This window comes from Flagellimonas sp. 2504JD1-5 (assembly GCF_053618295.1).
Genome location: NZ_JBSIOU010000001.1, coordinates 2,033,058 through 2,048,424, shown reverse-complemented (window position 1 = coordinate 2,048,424; position 15,367 = coordinate 2,033,058). Strand labels below are relative to the sequence as shown.

At 39.3% G+C, this 15,367-nt stretch carries 16 protein-coding genes; 7 read left to right on the top strand and 9 right to left on the bottom strand.

Translation table 11 applies throughout. The features are described 5' to 3' along the window. The first annotated feature begins 17 nt into the window (after nucleotides 1–17). Nucleotides 18–776, top strand: a complete 759-nt coding sequence (locus ACULLG_RS09165; protein ID WP_452126547.1) for an ABC transporter ATP-binding protein — start codon at nucleotides 18–20, stop codon at nucleotides 774–776. A gap of 6 nt (nucleotides 777–782) precedes the next feature. Beyond that, entirely contained in the window at nucleotides 783–1,766 is a 984-nt protein-coding gene (locus ACULLG_RS09160; protein WP_452126458.1) for an MlaD family protein, read from the top strand. Nucleotides 1,767–1,771: 5 nt separating this feature from the next. Here the strand turns inward: ACULLG_RS09160 and ACULLG_RS09155 are convergent, their stop codons facing one another. From ACULLG_RS09155 to ACULLG_RS09140, 4 genes are read right to left on the bottom strand one after another with little or no spacing between them, the layout of a single operon-like run. Continuing rightward, the gene (locus ACULLG_RS09155; RefSeq protein ID WP_452126457.1) at nucleotides 1,772–2,446 is read right to left on the bottom strand and encodes an ABC transporter ATP-binding protein; all 675 of its coding nucleotides are present in this window, start codon (nucleotides 2,444–2,446) and stop codon (nucleotides 1,772–1,774) included. A 10-nt stretch (nucleotides 2,447–2,456) separates the two neighbouring features. Then, nucleotides 2,457–3,719, bottom strand: a complete 1,263-nt coding sequence (locus ACULLG_RS09150; RefSeq protein WP_452126456.1) for an ABC transporter permease — start codon at nucleotides 3,717–3,719, stop codon at nucleotides 2,457–2,459. After that, nucleotides 3,716–4,807 carry an efflux RND transporter periplasmic adaptor subunit gene (locus ACULLG_RS09145; RefSeq protein ID WP_452126455.1) on the bottom strand — a complete coding sequence of 364 codons (1,092 nt, stop codon included), beginning with the start codon at nucleotides 4,805–4,807 and terminating at the stop codon, nucleotides 3,716–3,718. The genes ACULLG_RS09150 and ACULLG_RS09145 overlap by 4 nt, the downstream gene beginning before the upstream one ends. Nucleotide 4,808: 1 nt before the next feature. After that, entirely contained in the window at nucleotides 4,809–5,900 is a 1,092-nt protein-coding gene (locus ACULLG_RS09140; protein WP_452126454.1) for a site-2 protease family protein, read from the bottom strand. A gap of 111 nt (nucleotides 5,901–6,011) precedes the next feature. Here ACULLG_RS09140 and ACULLG_RS09135 point away from each other — a divergent pair, with 111 nt between their 5' ends. Then, the gene (locus ACULLG_RS09135) at nucleotides 6,012–6,386 is read left to right on the top strand and encodes a hypothetical protein (RefSeq protein WP_452126453.1); all 375 of its coding nucleotides are present in this window, start codon (nucleotides 6,012–6,014) and stop codon (nucleotides 6,384–6,386) included. A gap of 92 nt (nucleotides 6,387–6,478) precedes the next feature. On the opposite strand, the gene ACULLG_RS09130 is transcribed toward ACULLG_RS09135, so the two are convergent. From ACULLG_RS09130 to ACULLG_RS09115, 4 genes are all read right to left on the bottom strand, one after another. Then, complete coding sequence (locus tag ACULLG_RS09130; RefSeq protein ID WP_452126452.1) at nucleotides 6,479–6,847, bottom strand: GerW family sporulation protein; 369 nt, start codon at nucleotides 6,845–6,847, stop codon at nucleotides 6,479–6,481. 11 nt (nucleotides 6,848–6,858) lie between these two features. Further along, nucleotides 6,859–7,356, bottom strand: coding sequence for a hypothetical protein (locus ACULLG_RS09125; protein ID WP_452126451.1), 498 nt, complete (start codon nucleotides 7,354–7,356; stop codon nucleotides 6,859–6,861). A gap of 108 nt (nucleotides 7,357–7,464) precedes the next feature. Continuing rightward, on the bottom strand, nucleotides 7,465–8,097 hold the full coding sequence (locus ACULLG_RS09120) for a WG repeat-containing protein (RefSeq protein WP_452126450.1): 633 nt from the start codon (nucleotides 8,095–8,097) through the stop codon (nucleotides 7,465–7,467). A gap of 89 nt (nucleotides 8,098–8,186) precedes the next feature. Next, nucleotides 8,187–9,608, bottom strand: a complete 1,422-nt coding sequence (locus ACULLG_RS09115; RefSeq protein ID WP_452126449.1) for an MBL fold metallo-hydrolase — start codon at nucleotides 9,606–9,608, stop codon at nucleotides 8,187–8,189. Between the two features lie 225 nt (nucleotides 9,609–9,833). Between ACULLG_RS09115 and ACULLG_RS09110 the strand changes: the two genes are divergently transcribed. Beyond that, complete coding sequence (locus ACULLG_RS09110; RefSeq protein ID WP_452126448.1) at nucleotides 9,834–10,661, top strand: universal stress protein; 828 nt, start codon at nucleotides 9,834–9,836, stop codon at nucleotides 10,659–10,661. 134 nt (nucleotides 10,662–10,795) lie between these two features. Here the strand turns inward: ACULLG_RS09110 and ACULLG_RS09105 are convergent, their stop codons facing one another. Beyond that, nucleotides 10,796–11,197: a hypothetical protein gene (locus ACULLG_RS09105; protein ID WP_452126447.1), complete on the bottom strand. Its 402-nt coding sequence runs from the start codon at nucleotides 11,195–11,197 to the stop codon at nucleotides 10,796–10,798. Between the two features lie 272 nt (nucleotides 11,198–11,469). On the opposite strand from ACULLG_RS09105, the gene ACULLG_RS09100 reads away from it, so the two are divergent. The 3 genes from ACULLG_RS09100 to ACULLG_RS09090 all read left to right on the top strand — a co-directional run bounded on the left by ACULLG_RS09100 (nucleotide 11,470) and on the right by ACULLG_RS09090 (nucleotide 15,338). Continuing rightward, nucleotides 11,470–13,368 (top strand): sensor histidine kinase, encoded by a 1,899-nt coding sequence (locus ACULLG_RS09100; RefSeq protein WP_452126446.1) that lies wholly within the window; start codon nucleotides 11,470–11,472, stop codon nucleotides 13,366–13,368. Further along, nucleotides 13,365–14,411 (top strand): response regulator, encoded by a 1,047-nt coding sequence (locus tag ACULLG_RS09095; protein WP_452126445.1) that lies wholly within the window; start codon nucleotides 13,365–13,367, stop codon nucleotides 14,409–14,411. Before ACULLG_RS09100 ends, ACULLG_RS09095 begins: the two co-directional genes overlap by 4 nt. A 63-nt stretch (nucleotides 14,412–14,474) precedes the next feature. Then, the gene (locus ACULLG_RS09090) at nucleotides 14,475–15,338 is read left to right on the top strand and encodes a universal stress protein (RefSeq protein ID WP_452126444.1); all 864 of its coding nucleotides are present in this window, start codon (nucleotides 14,475–14,477) and stop codon (nucleotides 15,336–15,338) included. The last annotated feature ends 29 nt before the right edge of the window (nucleotides 15,339–15,367 follow it).

Genomic DNA, 15,367 nt, shown 5'->3' with positions numbered 1-15,367 from the left:
AAGAGGAAGCAGAAATAATGGACAAGAATGCCCAAGTTGCTCACCCTGAAGTGGTAATCGACATTAAAGAGCTCCGCAAGAGCTTTGGGGACAACCATGTACTCAACGGTTTTAATATGACACTCTTTAAAGGAGAAAATTTGGTGATCATGGGCAAATCCGGTTCCGGAAAATCGGTAATGATCAAGTGCCTTATTGGCCTAATGTTGCCAGACAGTGGTAGCGTGAATGTCATGGGAAAAGATTTGAAAGAACTGGACCGTATCGCTTTGGATGAACTTCGGAGGGATGTGGGTTTTTTGTTTCAGGGAAGTGCGCTGTACGATTCAATGACCGTTCGCGAGAATCTGGAATTCCCCCTGAGAAGGCACAAAGACAAATTTGATGGGGCCTTAAATGCTGAAAAACGGGTCATGGAAGCTCTCCAAAATGTTGGATTGGCCCACGCCATAGATCTAATGCCCAGTGAACTTTCTGGAGGAATGAAAAGAAGAGTGGCCCTGGCCAGAACTTTGATCATGCAACCAAAAATCATCCTTTATGATGAACCCACGAGCGGATTGGACCCCATAACATCAAAAGAGATTATAGAACTTATGCTCCGCATTCAAGAGCAGTACCAAACATCCTCACTGATCATTACGCATGATGTGGACTGTGCGCGGGTAATTTCGGACCGGATGATTTTGTTGGTAGACGGCATTAACTATGCCGAAGGAACGTTCAAAGAACTCTCTAAGGCTACCGACCCTAAGGTACGGGCCTTCTTTAAATGATACGCTATGGCAAAGACAAACACCCAAAAAACAAGACTTGGTTTATTTGTGGTTCTCGGGACCATTCTCATAATTATTGCTTCATATTTAATCGGCAATAACCAAAGCCTTTTTAGCAAGACCTTTACCATTACCACTGTTTTTAACAATGTAAATGGGCTTCAACTGGGCAATAATGTACGGTATTCAGGAATCAATGTTGGTACGGTCAAAGGCATTGAAATGGAAAATGACAGTACCATACGGGTACGTATGTCCATAGAGGAAAAAATGCATGAGCATATTAAAAAAGATGCCATTGCGACCATAGGTTCCGATGGATTGGTCGGAAGTATGATCGTAAACATCATTCCGGGCAAAGGGTCAAGTGAAATTGTGGGCAACGGAGAGGAAATAGATTCTTACAGTCGCATTGGCGCGGAAGACATGTTGAGCACTTTGAACGTTACCAACCAAAATGCGGCATTGCTCACTGCTGATTTGCTCAAGGTCACCCAATCTTTGAAAAATGGGGAAGGTACTCTCGGAAAACTGTTGAACGATACCCTAATGGCCCAAAATCTTCAAGAAATTGTGGTCAATCTAAAATATACCAGTGTTGAAGCCAATTCGGCGATGAAGGAACTCAATTCCATCATAAAAGCGATTGATCTGGAAGAAAGTGTTGCCGGAGTCTTGCTAAACGATTCAATAATGGGCCAAAAAATGAGGAATACCATTCAAAACATGGAAACCTCAAGTGTCGCTATGGATAGCCTTTTGCAACATCTGGACGGAATGGTCAATGAAATGAAGGAAGGAAAGGGTACCTTAAATTTGTTGGTAAAAGACACCCTGTTGACCAACCAATTACAACGAACAATGTATAATATTGAACAAGGCACAGAACGTTTCAACGAGAACATGGAGGCTTTAAAACACAATTTTTTAACCCATAGATATTTTAAAAGACAAGAAAAAGAACAAAGGAAAATGGAAAACAAGGAGTGAACATTTTAGCTAATGATCCTGCCATCCTCCATCTGTATGATTCTATCTGTTCGTTCGGCAAAATCCATATCGTGTGTCACCACCAACAAGGAAAGTCCTTGCTCTTCTTTGAGTTTTTTGAATATCTGGAACACGTTTTCAGAATTATAGCTATCCAGATTGCCTGTGGGCTCATCTCCCATCAATATGGAAGGATCATTGATCAATGCCCGCGCAATGGCTACCCGTTGCTTCTCGCCTCCCGAGATTCTTGAGGCCCTTTTTTTCGCCAAATGTCCAATGTTGAGCATTTTTAATTTTTCCATGGCATTATGCTCAATTTCACTATCAGTCTTTTCTGCTAATTTTTTGGCGGGCAACATTACATTTTCCAATACACTGAACTCCGAGAGGAGATAATGAAATTGAAACACAAACCCGATATGTTTGTTGCGTATCCTTGAAAGTTCTTTCTGGGGCTTTCCAGTAACAAGCTTGTCGTTCAAGAACAATTTTCCTTCGTAATCGGTATCCATGGTGGACAAAATGTACAACAGCGTAGACTTTCCGCACCCAGATTTGCCCATTATGGAAGCAAACTCGCCTTGCTTTACCTCAAAACCTATGTCTTTGATCACATGGAACATTACCGGTTTTTTAAAGAGTTTGTTGATTTTTTCCGCTTTTAATACTAGTCCCATCCTTCTTGGTTTAAGTGCCCCTGATTATTCGAACAGGATCAATTTTCCTGGCCTTGTTAGAAGGTAAGTAGCCCGCTACAAAAGTGGACAGCAATGCAAAGGAGATTCCAATAACATAAAACCATGGATTGTAGTTTATGGGATAGGTGGTTATGGTAGGAAGTGCTTCGGTTTCAAAAGCAACATTGTCTATCAATCTTGAAAGGCCAAAACCAATGACCAAACCGCTCAGTCCTCCAATAATTCCAATCAGCATAGCCTGACTCATAAAGATCAGTTGCACATCCAAACCAGAAAATCCCGTGGCTTTTAAAATGGCAATATCTTTCATTTTTTCATAGATCAACATATTCAGAATATTATAGATTCCAAATCCTGCAACGATCAAAAGGGTTATGGAAACCGAGTAGGTAATTAGATTTCGTATGGTGGTCCCAGCCTCAAATTGGGCATTGGCTTCCTTTATATCGGTGGCCTTTACCTTAAATTGTTGTTCCAACTGCCTTGCCATAGGAACCGCCAAATCCATATTGAACAGTTTAATATTGATGTCCGTAATATAGTTCTCTGCTTCACCAAGAATCCGCTGCACGGTTTTGAGTTTTGCAAAACTTTGAATATTGTCTATATCCGATATTCCGCTTTGATAGATGCCTACAATCTTTAAAGGAAAAATAGCTCCCCTAACAGTGCTAACCTGGATTCTGTCCCCAACATCCAAGGACATTTTTTTGGCAACTCCTGCTCCCAATAAAATTCCATTCTCCGTGTTTTGAAGGGCCTCTGGCGACCCTTTAACAATATAATCGTTCATATTGTACAGGCGAACCTCTTCCATTACATCGATTCCCGCTAGATTACCTCCCAATTCTATGGAGCCCGATAAATAAAAAATCTGGGCGCGAATCTGTGGCGTAGCGCCCCTTATGGATTCATTTTTTCGCAAATGACTTAAAATTGGTAATGCATTGTGGATTTTGGTCTGACTCTGTTTGGGTTTGATGGAATGCACAATATTGAATGCCTTTGCATAATCCTCAAAAAAAGCAATGGGTTGTTTTACCGAAGGTTCAATTTCATTGTACAGGTGAATATCCGGGGTTTGATTGAGAATAAGGTCATCCAGCATTTTATTAAGCCCAGTCATAAAACTTACCAAGGTTATATAGGCCCCTATGCCAAAGGTCACTCCCAATGATGCCGTCACAGTAGACTTCATTTTGGTAACCAAATGGGTTTTGGCAATGCCCAATATCACCTTCCAGTTAATCATCTTTCTGGTTTTAGAATATAGGTTTCGGCATGTAACCCTGATGTGATTTCAACTTGGTCCAAACTTTGGAGGCCAACTGTAACAGCAACGGGGCCATCTTCGGTTAAAATCTGGTTTCCATCTATTAAATATTCCTTCGGAATCACCAGTGTTTCCAATTTTTCATCAATTATTATATTGGCTTCCCCAGCCAATCCGGGATATAAAACTTCCGGCGGACTCAAAAAAACAGCTTCAATGGTAAAGGTCTGCGAACGTTCATCCTTGCGAGGATAAATTTTGTCCACTTTTGCCTCAAATGCTTGGGAATTGTAGGCATCGAGTGATATGATCACTTTTAACCCTTCACGTATCTTCACAATATCCACCTCATCCACCAGCATTTCTATTATAAACTTATCGCTTCGTCCTACCGAAGCTAACGGTTCCATTGTGGTCACGATCTCGCCAGGGTTCTTGAAAAGAGCGTAAACCTTTCCTGTTATTTTACTGGTCACGGTGAAATCCTCTGTTGCAATTTGAGAGGTTCTGTAAATATTCTCCGCTTGTTGAAGTTGAGTAGATAGTTCCTTTTTTGTGCGTTCGTATTTGCTCCTCAATACTTGCAGGTTGTTTTTTGAAAGCTCGAATGCGAGTTTTTTGTTGTCAAAGTCCGCTTTGGACCCAATTTTCTTATTCCATAGATTTTGTTGCCTGAAGAAATTGATGGAATCATTGCTAAACCTCAAAACTGCCGCATCTATCTCATCCTCAATACTTTTGATAATGGCCGCCGAGCCGTTGTAATTTTCTTTGGCAAGCTCATAGGCCAGTCTGGCATTTTCAGAGCTCAACTTGGGCGTGTTGTTGATGATTTGAAGAATAGATTGTCCTTTTTCCACTATATCCCCTTCTTCCACAAGGTTTTTATCCAAAATTCCAGCCACAATGGCATACGCTTGATACAGACTATCCGGTTGAATGGTCACCGAGGCGTATACCGATTCCGTAATTTTTGTTTTTTTGGGAAGGATTTTACCATCCCCATTACCGCATCCCGCAAGAATTAAAGCGATAATGACAATTACAATTTGATTGAAACATCTCATCTTATTGAGCAGATAAATTGGTTTGTAAGAGTATGAATTCTCCAATGTTTGTTCTGTCTATGGCTCCGACCAGTGTTTTATTTTTGGTCACAGCCAAAAGATCAATGTTTTTCTTAGCCAACATTTCGAATGCTGTCGTGATTTCCGTGGAAGACTCAACCTGCTGAATTTCCTTTCTCATAATTTCATTGACCGAACGTTGGGGTTCCTTTGCATATTTCAACGCCGCTTTGTGGTCTACGGTTCCCAAGACTTCATTCTTATCGGCAACTAAAAAATGTTTCTCGGTTCCTTTGAGCAAAACTTCAATGACTTCTTCTACGGTCGTGGATGGATGCAATATGGTAATATTGGTAAGCATGGCTTCCTCTACAAGGTGGCCTTTGAGCAAAGCTCCTTGTTTCACCATCTGGTTTTCGCCATAGGCGCCAAAGAAAATGAACAATGCAATCAGGATCAAAAAAGGATTCAACAACAGACCGAACATAAAAAAGAGAACCGCCAAGATTTGTCCCAATCCTGCAGCAACTTGAGTTGCTTTAACACGACCTAACCTAAAGGTTAACAAAGCTCTAAATACTCGACCACCATCCATGGGGAAAGCAGGAATCATATTAAAGACAACCAACATTACATTGGCGACAAAAAGAAAGAAAAGAAAAGTTTGGATATCGGGTGCGGTTACAAGCTTGTCCAAAGCTTCAACATCTAAACCCAAGTAACTTTGTAAGGGAATAAAAAGGAGCAAAAACAACGCAATCAAAACATTTACTGCCGGGCCAGCCAATGCCACCATAAGTTCTTGAGCTGGTTTTTCGGGAATCTTTTCCAGTGAAGCAACCCCGCCAATAGGCAAAAGCGTAATCTGTTTTGTTTTTATCCCAAACCTTTTTGCTGTTAGAGCATGACCAAGTTCGTGCAGCACTACGCAGAAAAAAAGTACTATCACCAAGGCCATGTTAACAAGAATAGAAGTTATGTTTCCACCTCTTTGTATCTCTAAAAAGGCAACCCAGAGCAATAACAACGTAAAAGTCCAGTGGACCTCTATTCCGATACCGGACACCTTGCCCAATTTGAGTACACCTTTCATATTTGAAGTTTCAGTGAAATTAGGTACATCAACTAATATTGGAAATGACAAAAATCATAACTAATGGTATCGTGGAAGGTTACTTTTGGGATAGCTTATTAATCGGAAAACATGGGAACATCAGCATTATTGGCCAAATTTTGGGGATTATACCTAATCATCTTTTTTGTGGTGCTGGTTTTCAACCCAAAACGTATCCGTGACATTTTTGGCTACTTAAAAGACCCAAAGTTTCTTTTAATTACGGCCTTTATGGCCATTATTATGGGAATTCTGAACATTTTGGCCCATAACATTTGGGTGAATGACTGGAGATTAATCATTACACTGATCGGTTGGATTTCCTTGTTCATCGGGATTATGTTTTTTACATTTTCCAATAAATTGGCAGAAGGGCTACAGCTTAAAAATGTTAAGTTTTTCCAGGTGCTTTATATGTTATTGTTGTTTTTGGGGGTTTTTCTGTTAACCAAAGGTTTCGGATAATATAAATGGAATGTATATACTACAGTCTTATAAAAAAGAGGAGGCCAAATGCCTCCTCTTCTTACTTCTCCTGAAAAAGTGATATTGAATGGTTAGGCTGTTTCTTTTTGTTTACTTCTGTTCTCGGCCAGTTTTGTAACCATTTCTGGAACCTTTTCTATCGCTGCCGAAAGACCATGGGTCTTCCCTGCCTCCACAAAGAAAATTTTATCTTCCTTGCTTACTAAAAAACCAATGGGTTCAATGCCTACGCCAGCACCCGCTCCCATACCTTCGCCTCTTTTACCTTTGGCCTCAGTTCCTTCTCCTCCTCCGGAGCCAAATCCCATACCAACCTTGATAACAGGCACACATTTAAATTCTCCAAGTTCAAACTGCTCTCCGATCACAGTGTCGGTGTTCGCTTCAGATTTGATAAAATCTGTGATTTGTTTCAATAATTCTTCAAAATGTAACTCCATGACTTTAATTTTTAAGTGTTAACAAATATTTTGATAATGTTTATGGGTCTATTACTTGCCATTAGAACCATCCTGTTATTTCCATTAAAGTTTATATTAAACCTTCCAACATGGTGATTCAAAAAATTAAATAATGGGAACAACTTGGCATTCAACACAAAATCTCCGGTATCAACATTCAGATACAATTTTTTGATGCTGAAAGACCTCAATAACCTTGCTATTTTCCTAGGGCTCATTTTGTGCGCTTTTTTAGACTTTTCCCTGCCAACTGCCTTCTTTTTGGAGCGACGATTTGTTCTTAAGGGATAAAAGTCAAAGTTTATGAAAGCTATCCGTAGTTTGATTTTGACAAGTTCCAATTTGTCAGGTTCAAAACTTGCTTTGGCCAACCCTTTCAGCTCCACAAAATAGGTGTTCTCCTTTGTATCCATATACAGCACCAGTGGTGCAAACAACAGGTAAACCCCAAAAAGAACAAGCAATGCCACAAGTAGTATCCACCACATTATCAAAGCTTTTTGCAAAGTACGTGGTTGTTCGAGGCATGCTCAATGATCTAGGTCACTTGTACCCAACAAATTTTCCATGGTATATGAATTTGTAGTCCAGATATTTTAAAGAACCACTTTTCGGATTTCCCATCCTTTTCCTTCAACAAAAATGGCAACCATGTCTTTGGAAAGGTATTTAACACGAAGTGCGGGCATTTTATATCTTTTTTTGGTCATTTGTATGTTATAGCGCCTATCAAAAAACTCAACAATTTTACCCTTGGAGTCTATCAAGACATCATGAAATTTAAAGTCGTAGATTTTTAACTTGAACTCGTTTGTCCCCCTTAATACTTTGTCGAAATATACACCTGTTGCATATCCATCCTTAAAGGATGAAACGTTTAAAAACTGATAGTCCACCACCAATTTTCCATGGGTATTTATGAATCCGTAGATGGGTATCCCATCTTCCAATTGTTGTACTGGACACATGCCATTTTCAAATGAAGGGTATCGGATTCCCAGTAAACCTTGATTAGCGGGCTTTGCATCTTTGTTCCAAACGAGGTCGTTCCTAAAGTCAATGGCCAGCTCACCTTTCTTATTGATGAATCCCCATTGGTTTCCTTTTCGTACGGCTGCAAGACCTTCTTTATATTCGGTGATTTGGTTTAAGCCCTCCAATTTTTCCTGAGCATTGAAAGAGGTTTGCACAATAAACATCAATACCAAAAACATACCTATAGTTCTCATAATTGTAAATTTTATGAGTTTCAAGGTATGTTTTGGATTCTCAATATGAAATGATCATCGTCAACTCTAAACAGGTAACGCTTTAATCATTAAAGCATAGTGGTAGGAGCTTTGTAGTCGGATATATCAAATTTACCAGAAGCTTTCATATGGTTGAAACCTCCCTTAACATCAATTAGGTTCTCATAGCCCATTGACCTTAAAATAGAGATGAAGACCATAGATCTATACCCTCCTTGACAATGCACGTAGTAAATTTTTCTCTTGTCAATCTCACTAAGGCTATCCTTTACATAGTCCAAGGGCATGTTTAGTGCATGTAGTACATGTTCACTATTGTACTCACTTTTACGTCTAACATCTATTAAATTGACGTGCTTTGTCTCCATGATAGATGCTAATCGTTCTGCAGAAATAGATTTTATCCGTTCTAGTTGTTTTCCTGCTTTTTGCCATGCTTTTATGCCCCCTTCCAGGTAGCCCAATGTATTGTCAAAGCCAATTCTCGCCAAACGAGTAGCAACTTCTTCTTCCTTTCCTTCATCAGTAACAATCAATAAAGGGGTTTTTATGTCAACAATTGTGGTTCCCACCCAATTGGCAAAACTCCCATCCAATCCAATATTGTACGAATCTTCAATGAATCCCCTAGCAAATTCTTGGGCATTTCGTGTATCAACAATGGTTGCACAGGTTTCCTCTTTTGCTACTTCAAAGACTTCCACCGTAAGTGGTTTGGTTCCTTTTTTAACCACTTCGTAAATATTTTCATATCCCTTGATATTCAACAATACATTTTGTGGAAAATACCCTGGAGGGGGTGTAAGTCCGGTCAAAACACTATCTATGAATTCTTCTCGACTCAAGGAGGGGTTTAAGGCATAATTGGTCTTTTTTTGATGTCCTAGGGTATCCGTTGTTTCATTGCTCATCATTTTTCCACATGCACTGCCCGCTCCATGGCCAGGATATACAATAAGGTCATTGTTCAGTGGCATTATTTTGTTGCGAAGTGAATCAAACAGTAAGCCTGCCAATTTTTCCTGGGTAAGGTCGGAAATGACTTTTTGAGCCAAATCAGGTCTACCTACATCTCCGATGAACAGGGTATCACCTGTAAACAATGAAGTTGGGGTTCCCGTTTCATCAATTAACAGATAACAACAACTCTCCATGGTATGCCCAGGTGTATGAATGAGTCGAATGATAGCATTTCCCAACTTAAACTCTTGTCCATCAGCTCCAGATATAAAATCGAACCCCGTTTCCATTGTTGTAGGTCCGTACACAATTTGTGCTCCCGTTTTTTGAGCCAAATCAATATGCCCAGAAACAAAATCGGCATGAAAATGAGTTTCAAAAACGTATTTTATTTTTACTCCCCGTTCTTCTGCCATTTTAATATAAGGTTCCACTTCCCTTAAAGGATCAATAATAGCAGCTTCACCCCTACTTTCAACATAATAGGCCCCTTGGGCCAAACATCCTGTATAAATCTGTTCTATTTTCATAAGTTCATCATTTTGCTCCGCGTTCAAATTTTTCCATTACAATTAAAAGTTGCGGCGACAACAAAATTCTTCAAAAAGACAAAGAAAAAAACTGATATAGATCAGCTTGCCCAGATGCGGCATAAGAGGTTTCCAAAAAAATAAAATCTGGTACACCTGATTATGGTCATATGTATTGAAACCATGGTCCCTTACATTTGAAAATGGATTATTAATCCCATTCCCATGAAAAAGATTTTAGTTCCTGTTGATTTTTCCAAACATTCGGAGTACGCCTTGGAGGTTGCGGCCCAAATCGCAAGGGAGAAACATATGGAAATCTATGTACTGCATATGATCGGTCTTTCTGAATCCGTGTTGTCGAAAAACGAGGCTGAGGAATACAAGGAGGCCCAGTACTATATGAAACTGGCCAAAAAACGGTTTAAACCTTTCTTGGACAAGGAATATTTAAGGGGGCTGAAACTGTTGAAATTGGTTCAGAATTATAAAATATTCAGTGAAATCAATGCTATTGTGAAGGAACTGCACATTGACCTTGTGGTCATGGGATCTCACGGGGTAAGTCGCGCCAAGGATACTTTTGTAGGGTCCAATACTGAAAAAGTAGTCCGTACGTGCGAAGTTCCCGTTCTTGTAATCAAACAACCTAGGCATAATCTTAAGCTCAAAGCACTGGTCTTCGCTTGGAATTTTAAAGATGAAATTATTGGAACATATAAAAGGGTAAAGCAGTTCGCACAGGTTTTTAATGCAACTGTATATCCTGTTTTTGTAAACACACCTTCAATAAAGTTTTTGAGCGATACTTCCATTGAAGAAAAACTGAAATACTATAGAGAGCGATTTGCTATTCAAGAGGAAGTAGTTGTTTATAATGACATTTCGATAGAGGAAGGAATATTGAACTATGCGAAAAAGGTTGGGGCCGATGCCGTAGCCATTCCCACCCATGGAAGAAAAGGAATTTCCCATTTTTTAAAGGGCAGTATAGGTGAAGCGATGGCCAATCATGCCAAAATTCCGGTGATTACCTTCAAAATAGATGTTTGAAGTTAGGTAATTGTCGATGCGAGCGCAGTCGAGAAGTGATAAAACCTTGATGCTTAAAACGGTCTCGACTGCGCTCGACCTGACCAGTTGAATTAATAATTGAAAAGTTTTATTTAATTCCAGTATTCTAAATTCTATTGAAAAAGCAATTGCAGATTGGCCAATGCTATAAGTTCAGCCTTATTTTTACCGTAAACCGTGTTGGCAATAGCGTGGGCTGTATCCAAAATGAGTACTTTGATATAGGAATCAAAGAGCTCCATATGATCAGCATAAAATGTTTTGAATTCATCAAAACCGGCCTCAGCATCGACTTCATATTCCAGCAATCGATTAAAAACCGCCTCTATCTGAAAAGCAGCATCTTTTCCATATTCATCTTCTATAGTATCTACATCCAACCAATATTTTCTGATGAAGGCTTTCAATTTATCAATTTCCTCAACCCTGATACTCTTATCCGCCATGGCAATATAATAAAATAGCTTTCCCAAGCTCTGGTATAATTCATTGCCAACAATTTGTGACTGTTTCATCCTTTCATTTTTTTAACGCGTTCTCAAATGTAGTTTTCCAAATTGGTTCTGGATATGACTATTATCAATTTGCGTTTAAACCAATTCAACAAATAAACCATGTCACACTCAACACAATTTTCTTGATTGGTTTTTGTATTTTTAGACTGAGCAAATGTGGCCATTCCTGTAACAGGCTGGCCATCAAATAATCCTGGTATACCTTCTTGTTTTTAAACACTTTCCTTACTGGTTTGTGTTGTACAAATTGTGATTTATCAAAAGAAGATAACATGCAAGTTTTTGAGAAAAACAGTGAAATGTTCAATCTCCTTTCCGAAGGAGTATCCGAAGGTATTATAGTGGTTAATGAAAGGCAACAAATTGTTGCTGTCAACTCCGCTACCAATGAAATCTTTGGCTATGATGAGGATGAGCTTGTAGGCCAATCTTTGAACATTTTGATTCCCTCCAACTACCATCATGCCCATGGTGGTCACTTTAAAGGCTTTATGAAGCAGGGTGGAAAGCGAAAAATGGCCGAAGGTCGTGAGCTTTATGGGCTACGCAAGAATGGTGAAGAATTTCCAATTGAAGCGGGCCTCAATCCATTTAACATTAACGGAACCATCTACGTCATGGCATTGATCATGGATGTTTCCGCGAGAAAGGCCATTGAAAAAGACTTAAACCTGAGGAGCAAGGCCTTAAGCTCGGCTATCAATGGGATTACCATTACCGATACCCAACAACAAGATAATCCGGTAATTTACCTCAATGCTGCCTTTGAAAAGCTAACCGGATACCCGAAAGCGGAGATTTTGAACAAGAACCTGCGATTTTTACAAAGACAGGATAATAATCAACAAGGAGTAAGGGATTTACACAAAGCTGTAAGGGATGGAAAAAGTTGTGAAGTTGAAATTCGGAATTACAAAAAAGACGGTACGCTATGGTGGAACAAGGTTTCCATTACCCCGATAAAAAATTCCCAAGGGAAGGTAACGCACTTTGTGGGCATTCAAAATGATGTAACCGATCGTATTGAAGCTGAAGAAGAACGCAACCACTGGAACAGGATTTTTGAAGAATCGCTGAATGAAATTTATATTATCGATTCAAAAACCCTGAAATTTTTGCGTACCAATCAAGGGGCTCAAAAAAACTTGGGATACGAGGCGGAAGAATTGCAAGAATTTACTCCACTTCATATTAAACCAAACTACAACACTTCTTCCTTTAAAAAGCTCATCTCCCCATTACAGTCCGGAAAGGAAGAGAAAATTACTTTTGAAACCATCCATCTACGCAAAGATGGCAGTACTTATCCCGTGGAAGTGCACTTGCAACGCTCTTTTATTGGACGCCAAAAAGTTTTGGTCGCCATTATTATGGACATTACAGATCGAAAAGACTATACCGCAAAATTGGAGCGTACCGTTGCGGAACGAACCAAACAATTGCGTCAAGCATTGGAAAAAGAGAAAGAACTGAACGAATTGAAAACCCGATTTCTTTCGTTGGTTTCCCATGAATTTAAAACTCCTTTGAGCAGCATTCTCACTTCCACGACCCTCTTATCGAAATATACCGAATCTGAACAACAGCAGCGGAGGGACAAACATATTTCCACCATAAGAAGCAAGGTGAAACAATTGGATTCCATACTCAATGATTTTTTATCCATTGAGCGACTGGAGACGGGTAAGGTAAACTACAATGTGGAACAGTTTCCGTTGAGCAAAGTTGTTAATCAAGTGGTCTATGATGCAAATTTACTGCTCAAATCAGGTCAATTAATCAACTATCCCGAGGATATCGATGATGTCACTATCACATTTGATGAGAAAATCTTTGAATTAATGCTGTCTAACCTCGTGCACAATGCTATAAAGTATTCCCCAGAAAATACCACAATAAATCTTCAGGTCTTAAAAAGCAACAAATGTTTGCAATTGATAGTTGAAGACCAAGGAATCGGTATCCCTGAAAAGGAACAAAAGTTTATCTTTAATAGATATTTTAGGGCCAACAACGCCTTGCTCAACCAAGGTACCGGTATAGGTTTGAACATTGTGAAGCAACACCTTGAAAATTTGGGAGGAAATATTTCGTTTACCAGCAAAGAGAACAGCGGAAGTACCTTTGTTGTTGAAATCCCCATCAACCTTGAAGAACCAAAAAGCAAATGAAAACAGTATTATTGATTGAGGACGATCTTGCGTTAAGGGAAAATACCGCTGAATTGCTCGAACTCAGCGACTATACGGTGTACACAGCACCAAATGGAAAAGTCGGCATTCAAATGGCCAAAGAAAAAATACCGGATATTGTGGTATGTGATATTATGATGCCCGAAGTTGATGGTTATGGTGTTTTGGAAGAACTTTCGACCGACGACACAACAAAACATATTCCATTTATATTCCTTTCTGCCAAAACGGAACACAAGGAAATAAGAAAAGGAATGGATATGGGTGCGGATGATTACCTTACCAAACCTTTTGAAGAAGAAGATTTGATCAGTGCCATTGAAAGTAGATTGGCCAAGGCGGAAATCCTTCAAAAAATGACAGCCGCTTCGGCAGGAAAGCGCAATGAGGACGAAATGCGCTCCCTTAATGAATTAAAGATTTTTTTCGATGACAATGGTGAAATCCTAGACTATGACAAGGGCAGTTCCATTTACAAAGAAGGGGAGCATTCCAATAAAATCTTTTTAATTCTTAAAGGAGTGGTGAAATGCCATAAAATGGATGAGGATGGAAAAGAGTTGATCACTTCCTTGTACCGTGCTGATGATTTTTTGGGCTTTACCTCATTTATGGACCATGTACCATACCTGGAATCGGCTACGGCCGTAGAGGCTACACAATTAGCGGCCATTTCCAAGAGCGAATTGAAAGATGTATTGGAAAATAACCATACGGTTTCGCTGGAACTTATGGAATTATTGTCTGAAAATATAACCGATTTCAAAGACCAACTCCTTCAAATGGCATACAGCTCGGTTAGAAAAAAAACAGCGCAGACCCTGTTGCAATTTGCTGAAATTTTAAACCGAAAAATTGAGGAGCCCATTAAAATCTCACGAAGTGATTTGGCCAGCGTGGCAGGTATTGCGACGGAGAGTTTGATCAGAACCCTTTCGGGATTTAAAAAAGAAGGACTTATTGAAATAGAGGGTAGGAATATTCGGATTATTCAGTTAAAACAACTCCAATACGTTAGTTAAAAAAGTGTTGTTTCATGACATTTGTCATTAAAACCATGTTTTTACAGAGCTACTTTTGTAGCTGTGTCAAACCAAACTTCTAAAAATATTCTGGTCCCAGTAGACTTTTCCGAGAATTCTTGGAATGCCCTGTCCTATGCTGTTGCGTTTTATAAAAAGGTAACATGCAATTTTTATATTCTACACGTAGCGGACTTAAGGGATCAACCTATAGATGCAGCAAGACTTTTTCCTATACCAACTGATTTAAAAGATCAAACCAAGTTTGACAAAAAGGAACTTTTGGACGGTTTCCTAAACAAAGCCAGCCATCATTTTAAAAGCAAAGAGCATAATTTCTACGCCCAAATGGAGTATGGTGGCTTAATCGATACTGTAAAAAAACAAATATCCGAAAAGCACATTGATCTTATTGTTATGGGCACCACAGGGATTGACAACCTGAAAAAAAAGGTCATGGGGAGCAATACCGGTGCAATAATCACCCGAGTTCGGTGCAATACCCTTATTGTTCCTGAGAAGGCACAGTTTAAACCCTTGCAGCGTATCGCTTTTCCGACGGACTTTAACATCTTCTATACCCCAAAAGTGCTTAAGAGCTTGTCTGAAATCTTAGATTTAAGTAATGCAAATCTTGATGTTGTTCATGTTTCCGGTTCTCAGTTAGATTTTACCGAAGGTCAGAAAACAAACAAAAATTATCTTTTTGATTATTTGGGTGAGGTTTTCCCAAAAAAGTATGACTTTGATATTATCCCTGACAAAAAAATAGTGAACGCCATTCATGACTTTGTTCTTGAAAACAAGATTGGAATGATTGCTATGATTGCTAGAAATTTGAATTTTCTGCAACAGTTATTTTTTGATTCCAAGGTAGAAACCATGAGTTTCCATACCTCTGTACCAATGTTCGTGATTCACGAATAACCTGAACCATAACTTTTAGTCCGATAGTG